General features: G+C 66.8%; 35 protein-coding genes. 34 read left to right on the plus strand and 1 reads right to left on the minus strand.

All coding sequences use genetic code 11. From position 1 onward, the window contains the following. Positions 1–151 precede the first annotated feature (151 nt). The 34 genes from rpsJ (at position 152) to truA (ending at position 19,347) form a co-directional block, all read left to right on the plus strand. Positions 152–460, plus strand: a complete 309-nt coding sequence (rpsJ, locus tag OHA68_RS18895; protein ID WP_012887830.1) for a 30S ribosomal protein S10 — start codon at positions 152–154, stop codon at positions 458–460. A gap of 14 nt (positions 461–474) precedes the next feature. Beyond that, positions 475–1,128, plus strand: a complete 654-nt coding sequence (gene rplC / locus OHA68_RS18900) for a 50S ribosomal protein L3 (protein WP_189141243.1) — start codon at positions 475–477, stop codon at positions 1,126–1,128. Beyond that, a complete protein-coding gene (gene rplD, locus OHA68_RS18905; RefSeq protein ID WP_327108823.1) occupies positions 1,125–1,772 on the plus strand; it encodes a 50S ribosomal protein L4 in 648 nt (215 codons plus the stop codon). Before rplC ends, rplD begins: the two co-directional genes overlap by 4 nt. Further along, positions 1,772–2,122 carry a 50S ribosomal protein L23 gene (rplW, locus tag OHA68_RS18910; protein WP_189141241.1) on the plus strand — a complete coding sequence of 117 codons (351 nt, stop codon included), beginning with the start codon at positions 1,772–1,774 and terminating at the stop codon, positions 2,120–2,122. The genes rplD and rplW overlap by 1 nt, the downstream gene beginning before the upstream one ends. Before the next feature lie 133 nt (positions 2,123–2,255). Beyond that, positions 2,256–3,089 carry a 50S ribosomal protein L2 gene (gene rplB / locus OHA68_RS18915; RefSeq protein ID WP_327108824.1) on the plus strand — a complete coding sequence of 278 codons (834 nt, stop codon included), beginning with the start codon at positions 2,256–2,258 and terminating at the stop codon, positions 3,087–3,089. Between the two features lie 11 nt (positions 3,090–3,100). Continuing rightward, positions 3,101–3,379 carry a 30S ribosomal protein S19 gene (gene rpsS / locus OHA68_RS18920; RefSeq protein ID WP_327108825.1) on the plus strand — a complete coding sequence of 93 codons (279 nt, stop codon included), beginning with the start codon at positions 3,101–3,103 and terminating at the stop codon, positions 3,377–3,379. A gap of 29 nt (positions 3,380–3,408) precedes the next feature. After that, a complete protein-coding gene (rplV, locus tag OHA68_RS18925; RefSeq protein WP_189141238.1) occupies positions 3,409–3,762 on the plus strand; it encodes a 50S ribosomal protein L22 in 354 nt (117 codons plus the stop codon). Beyond that, on the plus strand, positions 3,762–4,619 hold the full coding sequence (gene rpsC, locus OHA68_RS18930; protein ID WP_327108826.1) for a 30S ribosomal protein S3: 858 nt from the start codon (positions 3,762–3,764) through the stop codon (positions 4,617–4,619). Before rplV ends, rpsC begins: the two co-directional genes overlap by 1 nt. Before the next feature lie 2 nt (positions 4,620–4,621). After that, positions 4,622–5,041, plus strand: a complete 420-nt coding sequence (rplP, locus tag OHA68_RS18935; protein WP_327108827.1) for a 50S ribosomal protein L16 — start codon at positions 4,622–4,624, stop codon at positions 5,039–5,041. After that, the gene (gene rpmC, locus OHA68_RS18940; RefSeq protein ID WP_189141235.1) at positions 5,041–5,277 is read left to right on the plus strand and encodes a 50S ribosomal protein L29; all 237 of its coding nucleotides are present in this window, start codon (positions 5,041–5,043) and stop codon (positions 5,275–5,277) included. The genes rplP and rpmC overlap by 1 nt, the downstream gene beginning before the upstream one ends. After that, positions 5,270–5,563 (plus strand): 30S ribosomal protein S17, encoded by a 294-nt coding sequence (gene rpsQ / locus OHA68_RS18945; protein WP_189141234.1) that lies wholly within the window; start codon positions 5,270–5,272, stop codon positions 5,561–5,563. The genes rpmC and rpsQ overlap by 8 nt, the downstream gene beginning before the upstream one ends. A gap of 238 nt (positions 5,564–5,801) precedes the next feature. After that, positions 5,802–6,173 (plus strand): 50S ribosomal protein L14, encoded by a 372-nt coding sequence (gene rplN / locus OHA68_RS18950; protein WP_106253399.1) that lies wholly within the window; start codon positions 5,802–5,804, stop codon positions 6,171–6,173. Between the two features lie 8 nt (positions 6,174–6,181). Beyond that, positions 6,182–6,478 (plus strand): 50S ribosomal protein L24, encoded by a 297-nt coding sequence (gene rplX, locus OHA68_RS18955; RefSeq protein ID WP_327109523.1) that lies wholly within the window; start codon positions 6,182–6,184, stop codon positions 6,476–6,478. Further along, entirely contained in the window at positions 6,478–7,053 is a 576-nt protein-coding gene (gene rplE / locus OHA68_RS18960; protein WP_189141233.1) for a 50S ribosomal protein L5, read from the plus strand. Before rplX ends, rplE begins: the two co-directional genes overlap by 1 nt. A gap of 1 nt (position 7,054) precedes the next feature. Then, positions 7,055–7,240, plus strand: a complete 186-nt coding sequence (locus OHA68_RS18965; protein WP_327108828.1) for a type Z 30S ribosomal protein S14 — start codon at positions 7,055–7,057, stop codon at positions 7,238–7,240. 197 nt (positions 7,241–7,437) lie between these two features. Beyond that, on the plus strand, positions 7,438–7,836 hold the full coding sequence (rpsH, locus tag OHA68_RS18970; protein ID WP_327108829.1) for a 30S ribosomal protein S8: 399 nt from the start codon (positions 7,438–7,440) through the stop codon (positions 7,834–7,836). 16 nt (positions 7,837–7,852) lie between these two features. Further along, entirely contained in the window at positions 7,853–8,395 is a 543-nt protein-coding gene (gene rplF, locus OHA68_RS18975; protein ID WP_189141230.1) for a 50S ribosomal protein L6, read from the plus strand. 2 nt (positions 8,396–8,397) lie between these two features. Then, on the plus strand, positions 8,398–8,781 hold the full coding sequence (rplR, locus tag OHA68_RS18980) for a 50S ribosomal protein L18 (protein ID WP_189141229.1): 384 nt from the start codon (positions 8,398–8,400) through the stop codon (positions 8,779–8,781). Positions 8,782–8,833: 52 nt separating this feature from the next. Continuing rightward, positions 8,834–9,463: a 30S ribosomal protein S5 gene (gene rpsE, locus OHA68_RS18985; RefSeq protein ID WP_189141228.1), complete on the plus strand. Its 630-nt coding sequence runs from the start codon at positions 8,834–8,836 to the stop codon at positions 9,461–9,463. Positions 9,464–9,466: 3 nt separating this feature from the next. Then, positions 9,467–9,649, plus strand: coding sequence for a 50S ribosomal protein L30 (rpmD, locus tag OHA68_RS18990; protein ID WP_189141227.1), 183 nt, complete (start codon positions 9,467–9,469; stop codon positions 9,647–9,649). Between the two features lie 2 nt (positions 9,650–9,651). Next, positions 9,652–10,107, plus strand: coding sequence for a 50S ribosomal protein L15 (rplO, locus tag OHA68_RS18995; RefSeq protein WP_189141226.1), 456 nt, complete (start codon positions 9,652–9,654; stop codon positions 10,105–10,107). Positions 10,108–10,275: 168 nt separating this feature from the next. After that, positions 10,276–11,586, plus strand: coding sequence for a preprotein translocase subunit SecY (gene secY / locus OHA68_RS19000; RefSeq protein WP_189141225.1), 1,311 nt, complete (start codon positions 10,276–10,278; stop codon positions 11,584–11,586). Continuing rightward, a complete protein-coding gene (locus OHA68_RS19005; protein WP_189141224.1) occupies positions 11,586–12,236 on the plus strand; it encodes an adenylate kinase in 651 nt (216 codons plus the stop codon). The genes secY and OHA68_RS19005 overlap by 1 nt, the downstream gene beginning before the upstream one ends. A 110-nt stretch (positions 12,237–12,346) precedes the next feature. Then, positions 12,347–13,150, plus strand: coding sequence for a type I methionyl aminopeptidase (gene map, locus OHA68_RS19010; RefSeq protein ID WP_327108830.1), 804 nt, complete (start codon positions 12,347–12,349; stop codon positions 13,148–13,150). Positions 13,151–13,173: 23 nt separating this feature from the next. Beyond that, the gene (locus OHA68_RS19015; protein ID WP_327108831.1) at positions 13,174–13,605 is read left to right on the plus strand and encodes a DUF1707 SHOCT-like domain-containing protein; all 432 of its coding nucleotides are present in this window, start codon (positions 13,174–13,176) and stop codon (positions 13,603–13,605) included. Positions 13,606–13,712: 107 nt separating this feature from the next. Then, positions 13,713–14,129: a hypothetical protein gene (locus tag OHA68_RS19020; RefSeq protein WP_327108832.1), complete on the plus strand. Its 417-nt coding sequence runs from the start codon at positions 13,713–13,715 to the stop codon at positions 14,127–14,129. 351 nt (positions 14,130–14,480) lie between these two features. Then, positions 14,481–14,702: a translation initiation factor IF-1 gene (gene infA / locus OHA68_RS19025; RefSeq protein ID WP_012887858.1), complete on the plus strand. Its 222-nt coding sequence runs from the start codon at positions 14,481–14,483 to the stop codon at positions 14,700–14,702. Positions 14,703–14,723: 21 nt separating this feature from the next. Then, positions 14,724–14,837, plus strand: a complete 114-nt coding sequence (gene rpmJ / locus OHA68_RS19030; RefSeq protein ID WP_003956441.1) for a 50S ribosomal protein L36 — start codon at positions 14,724–14,726, stop codon at positions 14,835–14,837. Between the two features lie 216 nt (positions 14,838–15,053). Then, positions 15,054–15,434, plus strand: a complete 381-nt coding sequence (gene rpsM / locus OHA68_RS19035) for a 30S ribosomal protein S13 (protein ID WP_189141220.1) — start codon at positions 15,054–15,056, stop codon at positions 15,432–15,434. Between the two features lie 42 nt (positions 15,435–15,476). Next, the gene (rpsK, locus tag OHA68_RS19040) at positions 15,477–15,881 is read left to right on the plus strand and encodes a 30S ribosomal protein S11 (RefSeq protein ID WP_020542285.1); all 405 of its coding nucleotides are present in this window, start codon (positions 15,477–15,479) and stop codon (positions 15,879–15,881) included. Between the two features lie 20 nt (positions 15,882–15,901). Beyond that, positions 15,902–16,528: a 30S ribosomal protein S4 gene (gene rpsD / locus OHA68_RS19045; RefSeq protein WP_327108833.1), complete on the plus strand. Its 627-nt coding sequence runs from the start codon at positions 15,902–15,904 to the stop codon at positions 16,526–16,528. A 105-nt stretch (positions 16,529–16,633) separates the two neighbouring features. Continuing rightward, positions 16,634–17,650, plus strand: a complete 1,017-nt coding sequence (locus OHA68_RS19050) for a DNA-directed RNA polymerase subunit alpha (protein WP_189141218.1) — start codon at positions 16,634–16,636, stop codon at positions 17,648–17,650. 148 nt (positions 17,651–17,798) lie between these two features. Then, positions 17,799–18,341 (plus strand): 50S ribosomal protein L17, encoded by a 543-nt coding sequence (gene rplQ, locus OHA68_RS19055; RefSeq protein WP_189141217.1) that lies wholly within the window; start codon positions 17,799–17,801, stop codon positions 18,339–18,341. A gap of 118 nt (positions 18,342–18,459) precedes the next feature. After that, the gene (truA, locus tag OHA68_RS19060; protein WP_327108834.1) at positions 18,460–19,347 is read left to right on the plus strand and encodes a tRNA pseudouridine(38-40) synthase TruA; all 888 of its coding nucleotides are present in this window, start codon (positions 18,460–18,462) and stop codon (positions 19,345–19,347) included. Here truA and OHA68_RS19065 read toward each other — a convergent pair. Continuing rightward, positions 19,312–21,999 carry a hypothetical protein gene (locus tag OHA68_RS19065; protein ID WP_327108835.1) on the minus strand — a complete coding sequence of 896 codons (2,688 nt, stop codon included), beginning with the start codon at positions 21,997–21,999 and terminating at the stop codon, positions 19,312–19,314. The two genes, truA and OHA68_RS19065, sit on opposite strands and share 36 nt — an antisense overlap. Positions 22,000–22,011: the final 12 nt, after the last annotated feature.

Consider the following 22,011-nt stretch of genomic DNA (forward strand, 5'->3'; position numbering starts at 1 on the left):
GCTTCGGTCGGTGACCGAAGTAACTGCCGGATCACGGAAGAAAAGGCAGATCGTTTACGTCTGCTTCGTGGAGTCGTGCGGGCTCGACCCGCACGCGGCAAAAGGCCGCACGATACTTTTTCAGACGACAGCGAAGGACACCGAGGCCATTATGGCGGGACAGAAGATCCGCATCCGGCTTAAGGCCTATGACCACGAGGTCATCGATAGCTCGGCCAAGAAGATCGTCGAGACGGTGACGCGGACTGGCGCGAAGGTCGCGGGCCCGGTGCCGCTGCCGACCGAGAAGAACGTGTACTGCGTCATCCGCTCGCCGCACAAGTACAAGGACAGCCGCGAGCATTTCGAGATGCGCACGCACAAGCGGCTTATTGACATCATCGACCCGACGCCCAAGACGGTTGACTCGCTCATGCGGCTCGACCTCCCGGCTGGCGTCGACATTTCGATCAAGCTCTGAGGGAACGCACTGACATGGCTAAGACGATCAAGGGCGTCCTGGGCAAGAAGCTCGGCATGACCCAGGTCTTCGACGCGGACAACCGGATGGTTCCGGTCACCGTGGTCGAGGCCGGTCCGTGCGTGGTGACCCGCGTCCGCAGCGCTGAGAAGGATGGCTATGCCGCCATTCAGCTCGGCTTCGGACAGGTCGACCCGCGGAAGGTCAACAAGCCGCTCGGCGACTACCTGCGCAAGCACGACATCACCCCGCGCCGTTACTTCGCGGAGATCCGCACTGACGACGCGAGCGACTACAACCTGGGCCAGGAGCTGCTGGCCGACACCTTCGAAGCCGGCCAGTTCGTCGACGTGACGGGCAAGAGCAAGGGCAAGGGCTTCGCCGGTGTCATGAAGCGTCACGGCTTCAAGGGTCTGGGCGCGTCGCACGGTACTCAGCGCAAGCACCGCTCGCCGGGTTCCATCGGTGGCTGCGCCACCCCGGGACGCGTATTCAAGGGTCTGCGTATGGCTGGTCGGATGGGTAACGTCCGCACCACCGTGCAGAGCCTCAAGGTTCACGCCGTGGACGTCGAGAAGGGTCTCATCCTGATCAAGGGTGCGATTCCCGGCGCCAACGGCAGCCTGGTCCTCGTCCGCACCGCCGCCAAGAAGGGGGCTGCCAAGTGACTAGCATTGACGTCCTCGACGCCAGCGGCGCCAAGACCGGCACCGTTGACCTGCCCGAGGACATCTTCGGCGCGAAGGTCAACGTTCCGCTGATCCACCAGGTGGTCGTGGCGCAGCTCGCCGCTCGTCGGCAGGGCACGCACAAGGCCAAGACCCGTGGTGAGGTCCGGGGCGGCGGCAAGAAGCCGTACCGCCAGAAGGGCACCGGCCGCGCCCGTCAGGGTTCGACGCGTGCGCCGCAGTTCGCCGGCGGTGGCGTCGTCCACGGTCCGGTTCCGCGCGACTACTCGCAGCGGACGCCCAAGAAGATGAAGGCCGCCGCCCTGCGTGGCGCCCTGTCCGACCGGGCTCGCGGCGGTCGCGTGCACGTGGTGAGCAGCCTGGTCTCCGGCGAGACGCCGAAGACGAAGACCGCTCTCCAGGCGCTGCGCGCGATCACCCAGGCCAAGTCCGTGCTCATCGTGGTCGCTGACACCGACGAGCTGACCTGGCTGAGCCTGCGTAACGCTCCCGAGGTCCACCTGCTGGACTCCGGGCAGCTCAACACTTACGACGTGCTCTGCTCTGACGACGTGGTCTTCACCCAGGAGGCGTACGACCAGGTCGTGGCTCGGCTGGGCCAGGGCGAGAAGGAAGACGCCTGATGGACAACAGCACCGATCAGCAGACCGCCGAGAAGCCTGTGGGCCGACTGGCGAGGGTCGTCGACCCGCGCGACGTCATCATCAAGCCGGTCGTCTCTGAGAAGAGCTACGGCCTGATCGATGAGAACAACAAGTACACGTTCCTGGTGAAGAAGACCGCGAACAAGACCGAGGTCAAGATCGCGGTCGAGAAGATCTTCGGGGTCAAGGTCACCAGCGTGAACACGATCAACCGGCAGGGCAAGCGCAAGCGCACCCGGACCGGTTTCGGCAAGCGTCCCGACACCAAGCGCGCGATCGTGAGCTTGGCCGAGGGCGATCGGATCGACATTTTCGGTCAGATCGGCTGATACGCGGGGGGCGCTGCCCCCCGCGATCCCCATGGTGTCGCCTCTGGCGACGACGGCCAGGGGTCTCGCACGATTGAGACAAGAGATCCAGAGTTTTTGGATTCTGGATATCGACGAAGGATGAACGAAAAAGATGGGCATCCGTAAGTACAAGCCGACGACCCCAGGTCGCCGCGGCTCGAGTGTCTCGGACTTCACCGAGATCACCCGCAGCGAGCCTGAGAAGTCGCTGCTTGCACCCCTTCATGGCAAGGGCGGCCGTAACGTACACGGCCGGGTCACCGCACGCCACCAGGGCGGCGGTCACAAGCGCGCCTACCGGATCATCGACTTCCGTAGGCATGACAAGGACGGCATTCCGGCCAAGGTCGCTCACATCGAGTACGACCCCAACCGCACCGCCAATATTGCTCTGCTGCACTACGCCGACGGTGAGAAGCGCTACATCATCGCGCCGACCGGCCTCAAGCAGGGCGACCGCATCGAGAACGGCCCCGCGGCCGACATCAAGCCGGGCAACTGCCTGCCGCTGCGCAACATCCCGACCGGTACCTTCATCCACGCGGTGGAGCTCCGTCCGGGTGGTGGCGCCAAGCTGGGCCGCTCCGCGGGAGCTCAGATCCAGCTGCTCGCCAAGGAAGGCCAGTACGCCACGCTGCGTATGCCGTCCGGTGAGATGCGCATGGTCGACGTGCGCTGCCGCGCGTCGGTCGGTCAGGTCGGCAACGCCGAGCAGGCCAACATCAACTGGGGCAAGGCCGGCCGCATGAGGTGGAAGGGCAAGCGCCCGACCGTCCGTGGTGTCGCGATGAACCCCGTTGACCACCCGCATGGTGGTGGTGAGGGTAAGACCTCCGGTGGTCGCCACCCGGTCAACCCGAAGGGCAAGCCCGAGGGCCGCACCCGTCAGGCCAGCAAGGCCAGCGACCGGCTGATCATCCGTCGGCGCAGTAAGAAGAAGCGGTAGGAGCAGCCGAAATGCCACGTAGCCTTAAGAAGGGCCCTTTCGTTGACGACCACCTTCAGAAGAAGGTGGACGCGCAGAACGAGAAGGGCACCAAGACCGTCATCAAGACGTGGTCACGGCGCTCCATGATCGTTCCCGACATGCTCGGGCACACGATCGCCGTGCACGACGGCCGTAAGCACGTCCCGGTGTTCGTCACCGAGTCGATGATCGGCCACAAGCTCGGAGAGTTCGCTCCCACGCGGACCTTCCGCAGCCACGTCAAGGAAGACCGCCGCAGCCGGCGATAAAGCGCCTTCAGAAGTAAGAGGAGTAAGCGATGGAAGCCAGGGCTCAGGCGCGGTTCGTCCGCGTCACGCCCCTCAAGGCCCGCCGCGTGGTGGACCTTATTCGCGGGCTGCCCGCTTCGGAGGCGCAGGCCGTGCTGCAGTTCGCTCCCCAGTCGGCGAGCGAGCCGATCTACAAGGTGCTCTCGAGCGCCATGGCGAACGCAGAGCACAATTTCGATCTCGACCCCCAGACGCTCGTCGTGAGCCGCGCGTGGGTCGACGAGGGCCCGACACTGAAGCGGTTCCGGCCGCGCGCACAGGGTCGTGCCTATCGGATCAACAAGCGGACGAGCCACATCACCGTGATCGTGGAGTCCCGCGAGCCGAAGGGAAGGACCCGATAGTGGGCCAGAAGGTTAACCCGCACGGGTTCCGCCTCGGCATCACGACCGACTTCAAGAGCCGGTGGTACGCCGACAAGCTGTACAAGTCGTACGTCGCCGAGGACGTGTCGATCCGTCGCATGCTGCAGAAGGGCATGGAGCGGGCCGGTATCTCCAAGGTGGAGATCGAGCGCACGACCGACCGCGTTCAGGTCGACATCCACACCGCGCGTCCGGGCATCGTCATCGGCCGCCGCGGCGCGGAGGCCGACCGTATCCGCGGCGACCTGGAGAAGCTGACCAAGAAGCAGGTTCAGCTCAACATCCTTGAGGTGAAGAACCCCGAGATCGACGCTCAGCTCGTCGCTCAGGGTGTCGCCGAGCAGCTCTCCAGCCGCGTCTCGTTCCGTCGTGCCATGCGCAAGGCGATGCAGTCGGCCATGAAGAGCGGCGCCAAGGGCATCCGGGTGCAGTGCTCCGGTCGTCTGGGCGGCGCCGAGATGTCGCGGTCGGAGTTCTACCGCGAGGGCCGGGTGCCGCTGCACACGCTGCGCGCGGACATCGACTACGGCTTCTACGAGGCCCGTACCACCTTCGGCCGGATCGGCGTGAAGGTGTGGATCTACAAGGGTGAGGCTCCGACGAGCCGCGCCGAGCGCGAGGCGGCTGCCGCCGGTGCTCGTGCCGGCCAGCGTCGTGAGCGTGATGACCGTCGGGGTGGCGGCGGCGGCGACCGTCCGCGCCGTGGTGGCGGTGGCGCCGGTGGCGGCGCCCGCCGTGGCGGTGGTCGTGGCGACCGCGCCCCCAGGACTGAGGCGGCCGCTCAGGCCGCCCCCGAGACCGGCCCGGCTGCGCAGCCGGGTGCTGAAGGGAGCTGACCATGCTGATCCCGCGCAGGGTCAAGCACCGCAAGCAGCACCGGCCTGACCGCAGCGGAGCCGCCAAGGGCGGCACCAGGGTCGTCTTCGGCGAGTTCGGTATCCAGGCGCTTGAGCACTCTTACGTGACCAACCGCCAGATCGAGTCCGCTCGTATCGCGATGACCCGTCACATCCGTCGCGGCGGCAAGGTGTGGATCAACATCTACCCCGACCGTCCCCTGACGAAGAAGCCCGCCGAGACCCGCATGGGTTCCGGTAAGGGTTCTCCGGAGTGGTGGATCGCCAACGTCAAGCCCGGACGCGTGATGTTCGAGCTGTCCGGCGTGTCGGAGACTGTGGCGCGTGAGGCGCTGCAGCGCGCGATCCACAAGCTGCCGATGAAGTGCAAGATCGTTAAGCGTGAAATGGGTGAGGCGTGATGGCTAAGGGCCTGACCGCCGGCGAGCTGCGAGTGGAGGACCAGGACACTCTGGTCCAGAAGCTCAAGGAAGCCAAGGAGGAGCTGTTCAACCTCCGCTTCCAGGCAGCGACCGGTCAGTTGGAGAGCCACGGGCGACTGCGGGCCGTCCGCCGCGAGATCGCCCGTATCTACACCGTGATGCGCGAGCGCGAGCTTCGCATCGTCACGGTCGAGAAGGAGACGAGCGATGGCTGAGACCGAGACCACCGAGACGGGCGCCGAAGTCGACGACCGCAAGTTCCGCAAGGTCCGCGAGGGCCTGGTCGTCAGCGACAAGATGGACAAGACCGTCGTCGTCGTCGTCGAGGACCGCGTCAAGCACCGTCTGTACGGCAAGGTCATCCGCCGTACGACCAAGTACAAGGCACACGACGAGTCCAACGCCTGTGGCGTGGGCGACCGCGTGCTTCTGATGGAGACCCGCCCTCTGTCCGCTACCAAGCGGTGGAGGATCGTGGAGATCCTCGAGAAGGCGAAGTAACACTCGCTTCTCGGATATACCGCGCCTCGTGGGGGTGGCGACATCCCCATGACGGCGTCCAAGGACGCGGGGCCGTAAGGCCTCGCGTCGCCTGCGGTGCGGCGCCGCGTAGCCCGTTCCGTCCGGATCGAGAGGTACGGACGAGCGTGCGCGTGGCGCTGTGGCCGGAGGAACAAGACAACATCGGGTTCCGCCAGGCTCAGTGATGAGAACCGGCGCGACTAACAGGAGTTAAAACGTGATCCAGCAGGAGTCGCGGCTCAAGGTCGCCGACAACACGGGTGCCAAGGAGATTCTTTGCATCCGCGTTCTCGGTGGCTCTGGCCGACGCTACGCCGGTATCGGTGACATCATCGTCGCCACTGTCAAGGACGCTCTGCCCGGCAGCACGGGCGTCAAGAAGGGCGATGTGGTCAAGGCCGTCATCGTCCGCACGGTCAAGGAGCGTCGCCGGCCCGACGGCTCCTACATCCGCTTCGACGAGAACGCCGCCGTCATCATCAAGGACAGCGGTGACCCTCGCGGCACTCGTATCTTCGGCCCGGTGGGCCGTGAACTGCGCGACAAGAAGTTCATGCGCATCATCTCGCTCGCGCCGGAGGTGCTGTAATGCCGAAGCTGCATGTGAAGAAGGGCGACCTGGTTCAGGTCATCGCCGGTAAGAACAAGGGTGCCAAGGGGCATGTGATCGCCACCTTCCCGCGGCAGGACCGCGTGGTCGTCGAGGGCGTCAACATGATCAAGAAGCACCAGAAGGAGCAGCAGGGTCCGCGTGGCACCCAGGCGGGTGGCGTGCAGACCATGGAGGCTCCCATTCACGTGAGCAACGTGAAGAAGCTCAAGGAAGACAAGCCCGCCGAAAAGCCCGCCGACAAGAAGGCCGACAAGGCCGACGAGACGGGTGAGGACAGCTGATGACTGCCACGACCACTGAGACCGAGCGCCCGACGCCGCGCCTCAAGACGAAGTACCGCGAGGAGATCGCGGCTCAGCTTCGCGAGGACTTCGGCATCGAGAACGTCATGCAGATCCCCGGCCTGGTGAAGATCAAGGTCAACATGGGTGTCGGCGAGGCGGCTCGCGACTCGAAGCTCATCGAGGGCGCTGTCCGCGACCTCACCGTGATCACCGGCCAGAAGCCGGCCGTCGTCCGGGCACGCAAGTCCATCGCGCAGTTCAAGCTGCGTGAGGGCATGCCGATCGGCGCGCACGTCACTCTCCGCGGTGACCGCATGTGGGAGTTCCTTGACCGGCTGCTGTCGCTGGCGCTGCCGCGCATCAGGGACTTCCGCGGCCTGTCGCCGAAGCAGTTCGACGGCAACGGCAACTACACCTTCGGTCTGACCGAGCAGGTCATGTTCCACGAGGTCGACCAGGACAAGGTCGACCGGCCCCGGGGCATGGACATCACGGTCGTGACCACCGCGAAGACTGACGACCAGGGCCGGGCGCTGCTCAAGCTTCTCGGCTTCCCGTTCAAGGAGGCCTGACATGGCGAAGAAGTCGCTGATCGCCAAGGCGGCGCGCAAGCCGAAGTTCGACGTCCGGGCTTACACCCGCTGCACCCGCTGCGGGCGTCCCAGGGCCGTCTACAGGAAGTTCGGCCTGTGCCGTGTGTGCTTCCGCGAGATGGCGCACCGGGGCGAGCTGCCTGGCATCACCAAGTCCAGCTGGTAGTTACTCTTGGGGGGCGGCGCGTGTCGCCCCCGAAGGCGGCTGCTGGCCGTACATATCCGTAAATGTCAAAACCAGGGGGCTCTCCTAGAGAGCACCCACGACCGCGCCGAAGGTCCACCGGCAGAGCAGAGCCCGGCAGCAGTGCTGGACGCTGAAACTTGGCCGACTGGAAACCGCGGCGAGGAAGGCCACTGGCCATGACGATGACCGACCCGATCGCAGACATGCTCACACGTCTGCGCAATGCGAATTCGGCGTACCACGAAAGCGTGTCGATGCCGTACTCGAAGATCAAGGCGCACATCGCCGAGATCCTCCAGCAGGAGGGATACATCCAGGCTTGGGCCGTCGAAGACGCCAAGGTTGGCAAGAACCTCGTGGTGGAGCTCAAGTTCGGTCCGACCCGTGAGCGGTCGCTCGCAGGCCTGCGCCGGGTGTCGAAGCCCGGACTGCGGGTCTATGCGAAGAAGGACAACCTGCCCCGAGTTCTGGGAGGGCTGGGCGTCGCGATCATCTCGACGTCCGCCGGTCTCATGACCGACAAGCAGGCCGGCAAGCGTGGTGTAGGCGGGGAAGTCCTCGCCTACGTCTGGTAGAGGGGAGGAATACAGCATGTCGAGAATCGGACGGCTGCCCATCCCTGTGCCCGGCGGCGTAGACATCACGATCAACGGTCGGGATGTCCAGGTCAAGGGCCCGAAGGGCACGCTTTCTCACACGGTCGCCGAGCCCATCGCGGTGGACCGCGACGACGACGGCGCCATCGCAGTGACTCGTCCTAACGACGAGAACAAGGTCCGTGCGCTGCACGGGCTGTCCCGGACGCTGATCGCCAACATGGTGCAGGGCGTCACCCAGGGCTACTCCAAGACCCTGGAGATCGTCGGAGTCGGTTACCGCGTTCAGGCCAAGGGCCCGTCGCAGCTGGAGTTCGCGCTGGGCTTCAGTCACCCGGTCATCGTCAACGCCCCTGAGGGCGTCACCTTCCGCGTCGAGAAGCCGACCCTGTTCCATGTGGACGGCATCGACAAGCAGAAGGTCGGCGAGGTCGCGGCCAACATCCGCAAGTTGCGCAAGCCCGACCCGTACAAGGGCAAGGGTGTGCGTTACCAGGGCGAACAGATCCGCCGCAAGGTCGGAAAGGCTGGTAAGTAGGCATGGCTCCGAAGACTGCGTTCGGCAAGCACACGGCTGCCCGCACCGTCTCGCGGGCCCGCCGTCACCGCCGCGTCCGCAAGAACGTCGTCGGTACGGCCCAGCGTCCGCGCTTGGTCGTCAACCGTTCGACCCGTCACCTGTTCGTGCAGATCGTGGACGACTCCGTCGGCCACACTCTGGTGAGCGCGTCCACCATGGACTCCTCGCTGCGCACGCTCGAGGCGGACAAGACCGAGAAGGCCAAGAAGGTCGGCGAGCTCCTCGCTCAGCGGGCCAAGGAAGCCGGGATCACGGCGGTCGTCTTCGACCGTGGTGGCAACCGCTACGCAGGGCGCATCGCGGCCCTGGCGGACAGCGCTCGCGAAGGCGGGCTCGAGTTCTGATGCGGGCCCGGCAATCGCAACTGATACTGGCAACTGAGATGAGGAACCACTGATGGCTGCAGCTCCGCGTCGCGGTGGCGGCACCGGTGGCGAGCGGCGTGACCGTCGTGACGATCGCCGCGGCGGCGCCGCCGACAAGGGCGTCTCGTACATCGAGCGCGTAGTGAAGATCAACCGAGTGGCCAAGGTCGTGAAGGGTGGTCGTCGCTTCAGCTTCACCGCCCTGGTCGTCGTCGGTGACGGCAACGGCATGGTCGGCGTCGGCTACGGCAAGGCCAAGGAAGTTCCCGCGGCCATCGCCAAGGGCGTCGAAGAGGCGAAGAAGCACTTCTTCAAGGTGCCTCGGATCCAGGGCACCATCCCGCACATCGTGCAGGGTGAGGAGGCGGCCGGTGTCGTCTTCCTCCGCCCGGCCTCGGCCGGTACCGGCGTCATCGCCGGTGGCCCGGTGCGTGCGGTCCTGGAGTGCGCCGGCATCCACGACGTGCTGTCCAAGTCGCTCGGTTCGGACAACCCGATCAACATCGTGCACGCCACCGTGGCGGCTCTGAAGGGTCTTTCCCGGCCCGAGGAGATCGCCGCTCGCCGTGGCCTGCCGATCGAGGACGTGGCTCCGGCCCGGATGCTCAGGGCTCAGCGTGAAGGCATCGCGGAGGCCGCAGCGGCGAAGGCGGTGAGCTAGTCGATGGCACGCCTGAAGATCACTCAGGTTCGCTCGAAGATCGGTGGCAAGCAGAACCAGCGTGACTCGCTGCGTTCTCTTGGCCTGAAGCGAATCGGCGACGTCGTCGTCAAGGAGGACCGGCCCGAGATTCGTGGCATGGTCTCCGTGGTGACGCACCTCGTCGCCGTGGAAGAGGTCGACTAGTCATGACTGACAACGCTCCGCTGAAGATTCACGACCTGCGTCCTGCTCCTGGCTCCAACAAGTCCAAGGTCCGCAAGGGCCGGGGCGAGGCGTCCAAGGGCAAGACCGCCGGTCGCGGCACCAAGGGCAGTCGCGCCCGTACGACGGTCCCCCTCGGTTTCGAGGGTGGCCAGGTGCCGCTGCAGAGGCGTCTGCCGAAGCTCAAGGGCTTCTCCAACGCCATGTTCAAGACGACCTACCAGGTCGTCAACCTGGACAAGCTCGGCGAGCTGTTCCCCGACGGTGGCGAGGTCACCGTCGAGACGCTGGTCGCCAAGGGCGCTGTCCGCAAGAACCAGCCGGTCAAGGTGCTCGGCACCGGTGACATCTCGGTCTCGGTGAACGTGACGGCGCATGCCTTCTCGTCCGCCGCGAAGGAGAAGATCGCCGCTGCTGGGGGTTCCGTTACCGAGCTGTAAGAGCCATTACGAGGCGTGGGGGTTCTGACAATGGGCCCCCACGCCCGTAGTGCGTTAGAGTTCGCGAGACAGCAGGATCCTGTCCTGCTCGACTGACCTGAGACTTCAGATGGCAGATCCCCGCACCATCGCATACTCACACCGCCTTATGGGCGCGCAGGAGGGACCGTGCTGACCGCGTTTACCCGGGCGTTCCGGACACCGGACCTGCGCAAGAAGTTGCTCTTCACTCTGGGCATCATCGCGCTGTTCCGTCTCGGCTCGGTTCTTCCGACTCCGGGCGTTCACGTCCAGAACCTCGCGGCCTGTTTCGATCAGGCCCGTACCGGCGACACCGGCAACATCTACGGAATGGTGCAGCTGTTCAGCGGCGGCGCGCTTCTGAAGCTGTCGGTTTTCGCGCTGGGCATCATGCCCTACATCACCGCGAGCATCATTCTTCAGCTGCTCGTCGTCGTGATTCCACGCCTGGAAGCTCTCAAGAAAGAGGGCCAGTCCGGGCAAGCCAAGATCACACAGTACACCCGTTATCTGACGATCGCTCTCGGTGTCCTGCAGTCCACGGCGTTCATCGCGCTGGCGCGCTCGGGGCAGCTGTTCCCCAACTGCCAGCAGGACGTGCTGCTCGACCCGGACAACGTGTTCCAGATCGTCACCATGGTCCTCATCATGACCGCGGGCACGTCCGTGATCATGTGGCTGGGTGAGCTGATCACCGACCGGGGTGTCGGCAACGGCATGTCGATCCTGATCTTCACCTCCGTCGTCTCCATCTTCCCCTCCGAGCTCGCGAACATCTTCCAGGCGAACAAGTTCACCTTCGCGGTGGTCCTGGTGGTCGGCATCTTCATGGTCGCCGCGGTCGTCTTCGTCGAGCAGGCGCAGCGCCGCATCCCGGTCCAGTACGCCAAGCGCATGGTCGGCCGCCGGATGTACGGCGGGACCTCGACCTACATCCCGCTGAAGGTCAACCAGGCCGGCATCATCCCGGTCATCTTCGCCTCGTCGCTGCTCTACCTTCCGCAGCTCGTGACCTCGCTGTTCGCCAACGCCGAGAACCCGAACGCGGTCGTCCAGTGGATCTCCCAGAACCTGGCCACCGGTGACACGCCGATCTACATGGCCACCTTCTTCCTGTTGATCGTGTTCTTCACGTACTTCTACGTGTCCATCACTTTCAACCCCGCTGAAGTAGCGGACAACATGAAGAAGTACGGTGGGTTCATTCCGGGCATCCGCCCGGGCCGGCCGACGGCTGAATACCTCAGTTTCGTACTCAGCCGTCTGACCGCGCCTGGCTCGCTCTATCTGGGTCTGATCTCCATGGTCCCGATCGTCGCGCTGGCGGTGGCCGGTGCGAGCCAGAACTTCCCGTTCGGAGGGACGAGCATTCTGATCATGGTTGGTGTCGGCCTGGACACGGTTAAGCAGATCGAGGCTCAGCTGCAGCAGCGTAACTACGAAGGTTTCCTCCGGTAGTGCGTCTCGTTCTGGTCGGGCCCCCTGGAGCGGGTAAAGGGACTCAGGCCCAGTACATCGCATCGAACCTGTCGATCCCGAAGATTTCGACAGGTGACATCTTCCGTGCCAACGTTTCCGGCGGCACGGAGCTCGGCAAGCTGGCCAAGACATACATGGATCGTGGCGATCTGGTGCCCGACGAGGTCACCATCGCCATGGTCCGTGATCGCCTCTCCGAGGACGACGCGCAGGACGGCTTCCTGCTCGACGGCTTCCCGCGCAACGAGCCGCAGGCGGAGATTCTCAAGAAGATGCTGGCCGACTGGGGACAGGCGCTCGACCTGGTCCTGGAGTTGGTGGTCGACGACGACGAGGTCGTCAGACGACTGGCGGGCCGGCGTACCTGCAGCCAGTGCGGCCGCATCTGGCATGTGGAGTTCGACGACAAGCAGGATGACAAGTGCGACGCCTGTGGCGGCGCGTTGTTCCAGCGTGACGATGACAAAGAAGACACCGTCAGGCACCGCCTTGAGGTCTATCAGGAGCAGACGTCGCCGCTGATCGCCTACTACGCGGACGAGGGCATCCTCGTCGGGGTCGATGCGACTGGCCCGGTCGAAGAGGTAACCCAACGGGCCATGGATGCCATTCGGCCCTTCATAGGTTAGATGTGACGACCGACTGCGGAGGTGGCACGGATTTCCGTGCCACCTCGCGGCTATTGTGGGGGGAATTGGGCTCCCGCCTCTGCCCGTTGAAGCACCTGGGGGTGCCGTAAGTGTTCAAGAAGAACCGGCATGGAATTCAGATCAAGACGCCCGAGCAGCTCGAGAAGATGCGCGGGGCAGGACTGGTGGTCGGGCGCACGCTCGACCTGCTGAAGCGCTCGGTCGAGCCCGGCATGACGCCGCTCGATCTCGACGTCATCGCCGAGAAGGCGATCAGGGGCGAGGGCGCCATCCCGTCGTTCAAGGGCTATCAGGGCTTTCCCGCCACCATCTGCGCCTCGGTGAACAACGAGGTCGTGCACGGCATCCCGACGAACGCTCGCAAGCTTCGCGACGGCGATGTCATCTCGATCGACTGCGGTGCCATCCTCGACGGCTGGCACGGCGACTCCGCGGTCACCGTCCCGGTGGGCGAGGTGGACCCGAAGCTGACCGAGCTGATGCGGATCACCGAAGAGGCGATGTGGAGCGGCATCAGGGCGCTCACCGTCGGCCGGCACCTGTCGGACATCGGCTACGAGATCGAGCGTTACGTCAGATCTCAGGGCCGCTACGGCATCCCTCAGGAGTACGGCGGCCACGGCATCGGCACCGAGATGCACATGGACCCGTGGATCGCCAACCATGGCAAGCCCGGCAGAGGCCCCGTGCTGGAGCCCGGCATGTGCCTGGCCATCGAGCCCATGGTCAACCTCGGCTCGGACCGTACCCGGGTGCTGGCCGACGACTGGACCGTCGTGACGGTCGATGGTAAGGCGTCCGCACACTTCGAGCACAGCGTCGCGGTGACACATAATGGTCCTTGGGTGCTTACCGCCCTGGATGGGGGCAAAGAGCGCCTGGCACAGCCGTAAACGAGCCAGGAGTGGTGGGTGGTATGGCGCAGAGCCCCGAAATGCGTGCCTCCGACGTCGACAGGGACAAGGTGGCGGCGGTGCTGCGTGAACACACCGCAGAGGGCCGCATCACCATGGACGAGTTCAACGAGCGGCTCGAACAGCTCTACAAGAGCAGGACCTATGGTGAGCTCGCCCGGTTAACGGCCGATCTCCCGGATGTGGACCTGCGCAACCGCCCGGCGAAGATCACACCGCAGCCGGTGGCCAAGCCGACGGGGATGCACCCCGGGATGAAGGCGGCCTGGAGCGCGTGGGCGGGGGCCAGCGCCATCAACTGGGTGATCTGGTTGATCGTCAGCTTCACGGCCGACAACTTCATCTATCCGTGGCCGCTGTGGGTGATGGGCCCGTGGGGGGCGATCCTGCTGGTCAGCACCATTTTCGGCAGTGGGCCGCAGGAGAAGAAGTAGCGGTCGTCTGTGCACTAGTGCGCAGTGCGTATTCCTACACTGTGTGAAATCGCGCGCGTTCCTAACGTAAGCGGTGTTCAGCGAGACACCACTCACGGAGGCACATCATGCGCAAGATCCTCGCGGCTACCGCTCTCGCCGGCTCGATGGCTCTCACCGGTCTGGCCGTCGCCCCCGCAGCCCAGGCGGCCACCTCCGGCGCCACTGAGGTGACCACGTCGACCACCTCGGCCGGCAACTGGGGCAAGTACTACTCCAGCAACAAGAAGGCCTACACCTACGGGAAGACCTGGAAGTCCGGCGGCAAGGTCTACACCCACTGGTACGGCAAGGAGTTCACGTCCAAGCAGGGCTACATCTGGTTCCGGTACGAGTACAACAGCGGCCGGACCGGCAAGCACTTCTACGGCTGGAACGGCTCGCACGACCACACCTGGTCCAAGCGGGACATCAAGAAGGTGTGGACGTACACCTGCTGGGGCGGCAAGTTCTCCTTCTGCGGCTCGGCCCACCGGATCTACTGATCGTGTGACGTGCCGCACCCACTGATCCCCGACATTCCCGAAGGCCCGCCGGTTCTCCGGCGGGCCTTATGCTGTGTTCGACCCCGGGCCGTGCCATGTAGGAAACGCTCCCCGTACGAGGGAGATGGCGTGAGGTGGGAGATTGGTCGGGTAGACTGGCCTCTGGTTGTGTCAGGACACCTGGCACGCGTTTCGCGTTCTACTCTCAGGTGTCGTACACTCCTTAGTCGGCTCACTATGACTACCACGCGTCGGCGACCCTTGGCGGTCGCCGCTCTCTTCGAAGCGTGAGGTCGCGGCTGCTTAGTGAACCGGAGCCTCAGACGACCGATCAGTGAAACGCGAGGGATTTTGGCCAAGAAAGACGGCGCCATCGAGATCGAGGGCACTGTGGTTGAGTCGCTCCCGAACGCTATGTTCCGGGTGCAGCTCGATAACGGCCATAAGGTCCTGGCCCACATCAGCGGACGGATGCGGATGCACTACATCCGAATCCTTCCTGACGACCGGGTAGTCGTTGAACTGAGCCCCTACGACCTTAGTCGCGGGCGGATCGTCTACCGATACAAGTAAGACGTCTGAGGAACAAGGACAATGAAGGTAAAGCCGAGCGTCAAGAAGATCTGCGACAAGTGCAAGGTGATTCGCCGGCACGGTCGCGTCATGGTGATCTGCGACAACCTGCGCCACAAGCAGCGCCAGGGCTAGTCGCCGCAAGGCTTCTCCGAGTCCGCCCCAGCAGGGAGCGGACTCGACGCATGAGGAGCCTGAGCAAGTAATCGCGTGCTACACCCGAGCAGGCGTGCCCTCACGGGCGCGGACCACTCGGGAGACCCCCGGTCGGAGGCCGGGGCCCTCACCCCGGGCATGGGGAGGGGAAGTGGCGCGCCAGACCTCCGCCACAACGAAGGAGAATGCCCGACCATGGCTCGCCTGGTTGGCGTCGACCTCCCCCGCGACAAGCGGCTGGAGATCGCTCTCACCTACATCTACGGCATCGGCCGCACCCGCGCCCAGGAGATCCTCCAGGCCACCGGGATCAGCGGCGACCTCCGTGTGCACCAGCTCTCCGACACTGAGCTCGTCCCGATGCGTGACTACATCGAGTCGACCTTCAAGATCGAGGGCGACCTGCGCCGCGAGGTTCAGGCCGACATCCGTCGCAAGATCGAGATCGGTTGTTACCAGGGCATCAGGCACCGCAAGGGCCTGCCCGTCCACGGTCAGCGCACCCAGACCAACGCGCGCACCCGTAAGGGCAAGAAGAAGACCGTGGCCGGCAAGAAGAAGCCCGGTAAGAAGTAATCCTCGCAGCCGCGACCGAACCACCTGGAGTGAAGGCAACCAATGCCTCCTAAGAGCCGTCAGGGTGCGCCCAAGAAGGTGCGCCGCAAGGAAAAGAAGAACGTCGCTCACGGGCACGCCCACATCAAGAGCACGTTCAACAACACGATCGTCTCGATCACCGACCCGAACGGGAACGTGATCTCCTGGGCCAGCGCCGGCCACGTGGGTTTCAAGGGCTCCCGTAAGTCCACCCCGTTCGCCGCCCAGATGGCCGCCGAGAACGCCGCCCGCCGCGCCATGGAGCACGGCATGCGCAAGGTCGACGTGTTCGTCAAGGGTCCCGGCTCCGGCCGTGAGACCGCGATCCGCTCCCTCCAGGCCACCGGCCTCGAGGTGGGTTCGATCCAGGACGTCACGCCCGTCCCGCACAACGGCTGCCGTCCGCCGAAGCGCCGCCGCGTCTGATTCCCAGGAGATATTGAGAAATGGCTCGTTACACGGGCGCGGACTGCAAGCTCTGCCGTCGCGAGAAGACCAAGCTCTTCCTCAAGGGCAGCAAGTGCGAATCCGCCAAGTGCCCCATCGAAATCCGTCCTTACCCCCCGGGTGAGCACGGTCGCGGACGTCCCAAGGAGTCCGAGTACCAGCTTCAGCTTCGTGAGAAGCAGAAGACCCGTCGCATTTACGGCGTCCTCGAGAAGCAGTTCCGCAACTACTACGAGGAAGCCGCCGGCAAGGCGGGCAAGTCGGGTGAGGTGCTGCTCCAGATTCTGGAGAGCCGTCTCGACAACGTCGTCTACCGCGCCGGGTTCGCCCAGTCGCGTGACGCCGCCCGCCAGCAGGTCCGCCACGGCCACATCATGGTGAACGGCAAGAAGGTCGACATTCCTTCTTACCGTGTGCGCGAGCACGACATCATCGAGGTCCGTGAGACCAAGCGCAACCTCCTGCCCTACGAGGTGGCTCGCGCCACCGCCGGCGACCGTACGGTCCCGGCCTGGCTGGGCGTCGTGCCGGAGAAGCTCCGCGTGCTGATTCACCAGCTGCCGGTTCGCCAGCAGATCGACACCCAGGTGCAGGAGCAGCTGATCGTCGAGTACTACTCCAAGTAGTAGCTCGTCTTCTGGTTCGCGTACGGATTTCCGTACGCGAACTAGGCTGTTTATCGGAGTGGCGTCATATAGCGGGCGCCACACGAAAAAGGGGAGAACCCACTCATGCTGATCGCTCAGCGCCCGACTCTTCTCGAAGAGTCGATCGACGACACGCGCTCCAGGTTCGTCATCGAGCCGCTGGAGCCGGGTTTCGGCTACACCATCGGCAACTCGCTCCGCCGCACGCTGCTGTCGTCCATTCCGGGCGCGGCCGTGACGAGCATCCGGGTCGAGGGTGTGCTGCACGAGTTCTCGACCGTTCCCGGGGTCAAGGAAGACGTCACCGACATCATCCTCAACCTCAAGGAGCTCGTCGTCTCGTCCGAGCACGACGAGCCGGTCGTGATGTACCTGCGCAAGCAGGGCCCGGGTGAGGTCACCGCCGCCGACATCGCGCCGCCGGCCGGTGTCGAGGTGCACAACCCCGAGCTGCGCATCGCCACGCTCAACGGCAAGGCGAAGCTGGAGATGGAGCTGACCGTCGAGCGCGGTCGCGGCTACGTCTCCGCCGCGCAGAACAAGCAGCCGGGCCAGGAGATCGGTCGCATCCCGATCGACTCCATCTACTCCCCGGTGCTCAAGGTCACCTACAAGGTCGAGGCGACCCGAGTCGAGCAGCGTACTGACTTCGACCGTCTGATCCTGGACGTCGAGACGAAGCCGGCCATGAAGCCCCGCGACGCGGTGGCCTCCGCCGGTAAGACCCTCGTCGAGCTCTTCGGCCTGGCCCGTGAGCTCAACGTCGAGGCCGAGGGCATCGACATCGGCCCGTCGCCGACCGACGCCGCCCTGGCCGCAGATCTGGCGCTGCCGATCGAGGAGCTCAACCTCACGGTTCGCTCCTACAACTGCCTCAAGCGCGAGGGCATCCACACCGTGGGTGAGCTCGTCGCCCGCAGTGAGCAGGACCTTCTCGACATAAGGAACTTCGGCGCCAAGTCCATCGAGGAGGTCAAGCAGAAGCTCCACGAGATGACGCTGGCCCTCAAGGACTCCCCGCCCGGGTTCGACCCGAGCGCGGTCGCCGGTGCCGGTTACGACGACGACGACAGCGCGTACGTCGAGACCGAGCAGTACTGACCCTGAGAGGGCTTCGGCCCTCACGACCTCGTGCCGGGCGGCCCGTCCGCCCGGCGCGGGGACACTGACGGACCGCGTCGCCTGACGCGGCCGGCCCGACCCCGGTACCTGGTACGGCCGGGGCGGGTGAACTCACAAGGAGAGAGCAATGCCCAAGCCCACCAAGGGCGCGCGTCTTGGCGGCAGCGCGGCGCACGAGCGGCTGATCCTGGCCAACCTCGCCACGGACCTGTTCCGCCACGGCAAGATCCGCACCACGGTGACGAAGGCCAAGCGCCTGCGGCCGCTGGCGGAGCGCCTGATCACCAAGGCGAAGAAGGGTGACATCCACAACCGTCGCCAGGTGCTGACCGTCGTCAAGGACAAGGGCGTCGTGCACCACCTGTTCACGGAGATCGCGCCGACGTTCGCCGAGCGCCCGGGCGGCTACACCCGGATCACCAAGATCGGTGCGCGTAAGGGCGACAACGCCCCCATGGCGGTCATCGAGCTGGTGGCCGAGCCCCTGAACCCGGTCACCGTCTCGCGCACCACGGAGGCTCCGGCCGCCGCGGAGACCGCCCCGGCCGCCGCCGAGACCGAGGAGACGGCTCCGGCCGCCGAGGCCACGGAGGCTCCCGCCGAGGAGACCGCCGCCGCCGACGCTCCCGCCGCCGAGGCCAAGGACGAGGCGAAGAAGGACGAGGCCTGATCCACTCAGGCCGGCAGAATCGGGCCCGGACCCCTCCGCGGGGGCCGGGCCCTTTTCTCATGTACGCCGGTCAGGGTGCCGGCGGTAGCGTCCGATGGTCCGGCGACTTTCTGGAGGGATGATCGTGGTACGGCTCCGACTCGACCTCGGCTACGACGGGAGCGACTTCTCCGGCTGGGCCAGGCAGCCCGGCCTGCGTACCGTCCAGGGCGAGATCGAGCAGGCGCTCGGCAAGATTCTGCGGCTCGCCGAGGCGCCGATGCTGACGGTCGCCGGGCGTACGGACGCGGGCGTGCACGCCCGCGGTCAGGTGGCGCACGTCGATGTGGCCGACGACGCGCTCGCCGAGCTCGACGGCAATCGGGCCGGGACGCTGGGAACGGATGAGCGGCTCTCTGCGCTCGTGCGCCGGCTCGGGGGTGTCCTACCTCCAGATGTACGGGTTTTTCGGGTCACGGTGGCTCCTGAGGGCTTTGACGCCCGATTCTCGGCCATGTCCAGGCGGTACGCCTACCGGGTGAGCGACGCCGTCGGGGGCGTCGACCCGTTGCGGCGGCATGAGGTCGTCTGGCACAACCGGGCGCTCGATGTGGACGCGCTCAACACGGCCGCCGCCCGGCTGCTGGGTGAGCACGACTTCGCGGCGTTCTGCAAGAAGCGCGAGGGCGCCACCACCATCCGGGAGCTGCAGCGGCTCGACTGGGTGCGGGGCGGCGATGGGGTGCTGGTCGCCACCGTCGTGGCCGACGCGTTCTGCCACTCGATGGTGCGGGCCCTGGTCGGCTCCCTGCTCGCCGCGGGTGACGGGCGGCGGCCGGTCGAATGGCCGGGGCAGGTGCTGGCGAAGGCCGTACGCGATTCTGGGGTGCATGTGGCGCCCGCGCACGGCCTGTGCCTGGAAGAGGTGAGCTACCCACCGGAGGCGGAGCTCGCGGCGCGAGCGCGCGCCACCCGGCGGGTCAGAACGCTGTCAGCTGTCGGCGACGCGGCGCTCGAGGACCAGTGACGTCTGGTCGCGGAAGGCGCTGCTGACCTTGACCAGGGCCTTCTCCTTGGCCGTCGGCGTGTGGCCGTCGGCGTGGGTGGCGTAGCTGAAGACGATGTAGCGGCCCCACACCAGCCCGGCCGCGTAGCCGCCCGCGATGTGCACGCGGTCGCCGCCCGAGCCCGTTGAGCCGGGCAGGCCGCGGAACCAGAGGTTGCGGTTGAGGTTCTTGGCCTTGTCGACGCGCAGGGCGGCGTCCTTGCTGGGCAGGACCGCGATGCCGGTCGTCACCGCCCAGCGGCGTTTGGCGTCGACGTAGGTCGCGCGCACGACACGGCTGCACTTCTGCTCGCGCAGCGCCTCGGCGAACGCGCCCGCGGCCGCCTCCTGGCAGCTCTCGGCCACGTCGGACTTGACCCGGGTGAAGGTGGCGCCCGCCGCGCTCACCTTCTTCTTCGGGAACGCCTCCTTCAGCGACAGCTTCTTCGGATCGGTGATCTCGGAGTTGAGGATGGCGGCGCCGGCGGCCTCGGCCGGGGTGGGGACGGCGGGGGCGGCCGTGGGGGTCGCCGACGGCGGGGCGGAGACGGAGGCGCTCGGCGCGGCTTCTGGCGCGGCTTCGGGTGCGGGCGCGCTGACCGAGCGGACGGCGAAGAAACCGCCGGTCGCGACGCCGGCCAGCACCAGCACACCCAGGGTGGCGAACAGCGCCCGCTTGCTCTTGCCCGGCTGCTCGACCACCTGCAGGGGAGTGAACGGCGGCTGCCTGAACGCGGCGCCACCTTGCGGCTGGAGGTCAGGGGGCGCGGCGCCGCCGGGGGGAAGGGCCAGGGCGGGACGCCGGCCCCAGGTCTCCTGGTTGAACGGGAGGTCGGGGAGCTTGTCCTGCTGCTGTTGCTCGCCGTGCGGGGTCGGCGGCCAGACCGGGACGTCGCCCTGCGCGGCGGGTGCGTCCGGCTGTTCCCTGCCCTGGTTGGGGTCGAACAGCGGGGACGGCGGCAGCTTGGGGCCCGGGGTCGGGGTGGCCCTGCCCGGGATGGCCTTCCTGGTGGCGGACGGCGAGGTGGCCTCGTCCGTGTCGGCCGGCACCGGCGCGCTGAACGGCGCGGCGCCGGCCTGCGCGGCGATCGCGCCTGTGCCGAACGGTATGTCGCCCGGCCAGGGGGTGGGCGGCGTGCTCTGGTCGGTGCCGTGCGGTGCGGCGGGTAGCGGCGTGGTCCGGCCGGTGCCGTGCGGTGCGGCGGGTGGCGGCGTGGCCTGCCCGGTGCCGTGCAGTGGGGCGGGTGGCGGCGTGGCCTGGCCGGTGCCGTGCGGTGGGGCGGTCGGCGGGGCCGTCTCGCTCGTGCCGGACGCTGCTGCCGGTGGGCGGCCGGTCGTCGGGTGCTGCGCCGTGGCATGCGGGTCGACGTGCTGCGCCGGGGCCGTGGCATGCGGGTTGACCTGCGGTGCCGGGGCCGTGGCGTGCGGGTCGACGTGCGGCGCCGGGGTCGTGGGAGCGTCGGCCTCGGGTCGTGCGGGGCCGCTGCGGGGCGCGTCGTGCGCGCCGTCCCCGGGGTCGAGTTCGCCGGTCGCGGCCGGCCAGGGCGGCATGGCGGGCGTGTCAGTGACGGGTGCGGGCCACACCTGCATGCCCGCCGCCGCGGCGGTGAACGCCGGTGGCGGCTCCCACCGGGGCGCGCCGGGAACCACGGGCTCCATCGCGGGCTGGGACATTGCGGTCTCGTGGCCCGGGTGCGCGGCTTGGGGCATGGCGGCCTCGTGGCCTGGGTGCGCGGGCGCGCTGACGTCCGCACCTGACGCGGGCGGCACCTCGAAGCCGTCCGGCCCGGCGAACCAGTCGTACGGCGCGGCGTCGCCCTCTCGCACCTCCCACGGCTGCGCACCGGGGAAGTCGGGCAGCGCGGGAAGCCGTTCGCCTTGATCGGCCCGCACCTCCTCCCCTCGCGACGACCGCGCGGCAGCGGCCTGCGCCCCGCTTTCGGCCGGATGCCAGGTGTTGGGGTGGGTGTCGGCCTCGCCGGTGTTTCTCGCGGGCGGCCAGGCGCCGGCGGTGTCACCTTCCACGGGCGGCCAAGCGCCGGCGGTGTCACCTTCCGCGGGCGGCCCGGCGGCGGCTTGTGCTCCGCTTTCGTCGAGGTGCCAGGTGGTGGTGGGGTAGGTCTCGCCGGTGTTTCTCGGCGGGGGGAGGGCTGCGGCGGGGCGGGTTTCGGCCTGTGGGTCGGCGGCCGCGTGGGTGCCGCCCTTGGCGGGAAGCCAGGTGGCAGGGCGGTCGCCTGACCGCGGTGGCCAGGCGTCGGCGGGGCGTGTCCGGTCGCCCTTACGGGGCCACGCGGTCGCGGGACGGGTCTCGCCCGGGACGGGGGGCCGGGGGAGGGACGGGCTGGTCTCGCCCTCCGGGGTGGTGGGCTCATCCTGGACGGAGAGCCACGCCTCGGCGGGTGGTCCGCCGTCCTGTGGCTGCCATCCGTCGGCGACGCCCGTCTCGCCCTCTACGGAGAGCCACCCCTCGGCCTCCTCGACGGAGGGCGGCTCGGGGTACGACCGAGGGACGCGCTGCTCGCCGGACGGCCGCCCGCCGAAGCTGGGCGGCGGCGTCGGCGGCGTCGATGGTGTGGCCGAGTCGTCGGATTCGCTGCGACGCTCGTGCTCAGACCCGGGTCCCTGGCCACGCATAAGACGAGCCTA

Origin of the sequence: Nonomuraea glycinis (assembly GCF_035920485.1) — a bacterium.
GTDB lineage: Bacteria > Actinomycetota > Actinomycetes > Streptosporangiales > Streptosporangiaceae > Nonomuraea > Nonomuraea glycinis.

Excerpts from the sequence above, each read along its gene's own strand:
- rpsJ (WP_012887830.1), top strand. The coding sequence starts at position 152 with ATGGCGGGACAGAAGATCCGCATCCGGCTTAAGGCCTATGACCACGAG.
- rplC (WP_189141243.1), top strand. The coding sequence starts at position 475 with ATGGCTAAGACGATCAAGGGCGTCCTGGGCAAGAAGCTCGGCATGACC.
- rplW (WP_189141241.1), top strand. The coding sequence starts at position 1,772 with ATGGACAACAGCACCGATCAGCAGACCGCCGAGAAGCCTGTGGGCCGA.
- rplB (WP_327108824.1), top strand. The coding sequence starts at position 2,256 with ATGGGCATCCGTAAGTACAAGCCGACGACCCCAGGTCGCCGCGGCTCG.
- rpsS (WP_327108825.1), top strand. The coding sequence starts at position 3,101 with ATGCCACGTAGCCTTAAGAAGGGCCCTTTCGTTGACGACCACCTTCAG.
- rplV (WP_189141238.1), top strand. The coding sequence starts at position 3,409 with ATGGAAGCCAGGGCTCAGGCGCGGTTCGTCCGCGTCACGCCCCTCAAG.
- rplP (WP_327108827.1), top strand. The coding sequence starts at position 4,622 with ATGCTGATCCCGCGCAGGGTCAAGCACCGCAAGCAGCACCGGCCTGAC.
- rpmC (WP_189141235.1), top strand. The coding sequence starts at position 5,041 with ATGGCTAAGGGCCTGACCGCCGGCGAGCTGCGAGTGGAGGACCAGGAC.
- rpsQ (WP_189141234.1), top strand. The coding sequence starts at position 5,270 with ATGGCTGAGACCGAGACCACCGAGACGGGCGCCGAAGTCGACGACCGC.
- rplE (WP_189141233.1), top strand. The coding sequence starts at position 6,478 with ATGACTGCCACGACCACTGAGACCGAGCGCCCGACGCCGCGCCTCAAG.
- OHA68_RS18965 (WP_327108828.1), top strand. The coding sequence starts at position 7,055 with ATGGCGAAGAAGTCGCTGATCGCCAAGGCGGCGCGCAAGCCGAAGTTC.
- rpsH (WP_327108829.1), top strand. The coding sequence starts at position 7,438 with ATGACGATGACCGACCCGATCGCAGACATGCTCACACGTCTGCGCAAT.
- rplF (WP_189141230.1), top strand. The coding sequence starts at position 7,853 with ATGTCGAGAATCGGACGGCTGCCCATCCCTGTGCCCGGCGGCGTAGAC.
- rplR (WP_189141229.1), top strand. The coding sequence starts at position 8,398 with ATGGCTCCGAAGACTGCGTTCGGCAAGCACACGGCTGCCCGCACCGTC.
- rpsE (WP_189141228.1), top strand. The coding sequence starts at position 8,834 with ATGGCTGCAGCTCCGCGTCGCGGTGGCGGCACCGGTGGCGAGCGGCGT.
- rpmD (WP_189141227.1), top strand. The coding sequence starts at position 9,467 with ATGGCACGCCTGAAGATCACTCAGGTTCGCTCGAAGATCGGTGGCAAG.
- rplO (WP_189141226.1), top strand. The coding sequence starts at position 9,652 with ATGACTGACAACGCTCCGCTGAAGATTCACGACCTGCGTCCTGCTCCT.
- OHA68_RS19015 (WP_327108831.1), top strand. The coding sequence starts at position 13,174 with ATGGCGCAGAGCCCCGAAATGCGTGCCTCCGACGTCGACAGGGACAAG.
- OHA68_RS19020 (WP_327108832.1), top strand. The coding sequence starts at position 13,713 with ATGCGCAAGATCCTCGCGGCTACCGCTCTCGCCGGCTCGATGGCTCTC.
- rpmJ (WP_003956441.1), top strand. The coding sequence starts at position 14,724 with ATGAAGGTAAAGCCGAGCGTCAAGAAGATCTGCGACAAGTGCAAGGTG.
- rpsM (WP_189141220.1), top strand. The coding sequence starts at position 15,054 with ATGGCTCGCCTGGTTGGCGTCGACCTCCCCCGCGACAAGCGGCTGGAG.
- rpsK (WP_020542285.1), top strand. The coding sequence starts at position 15,477 with ATGCCTCCTAAGAGCCGTCAGGGTGCGCCCAAGAAGGTGCGCCGCAAG.
- rpsD (WP_327108833.1), top strand. The coding sequence starts at position 15,902 with ATGGCTCGTTACACGGGCGCGGACTGCAAGCTCTGCCGTCGCGAGAAG.
- OHA68_RS19050 (WP_189141218.1), top strand. The coding sequence starts at position 16,634 with ATGCTGATCGCTCAGCGCCCGACTCTTCTCGAAGAGTCGATCGACGAC.
- rplQ (WP_189141217.1), top strand. The coding sequence starts at position 17,799 with ATGCCCAAGCCCACCAAGGGCGCGCGTCTTGGCGGCAGCGCGGCGCAC.
- truA (WP_327108834.1), top strand. The coding sequence starts at position 18,460 with ATGATCGTGGTACGGCTCCGACTCGACCTCGGCTACGACGGGAGCGAC.
- OHA68_RS19065 (WP_327108835.1), bottom strand. The coding sequence starts at position 21,999 with ATGCGTGGCCAGGGACCCGGGTCTGAGCACGAGCGTCGCAGCGAATCC.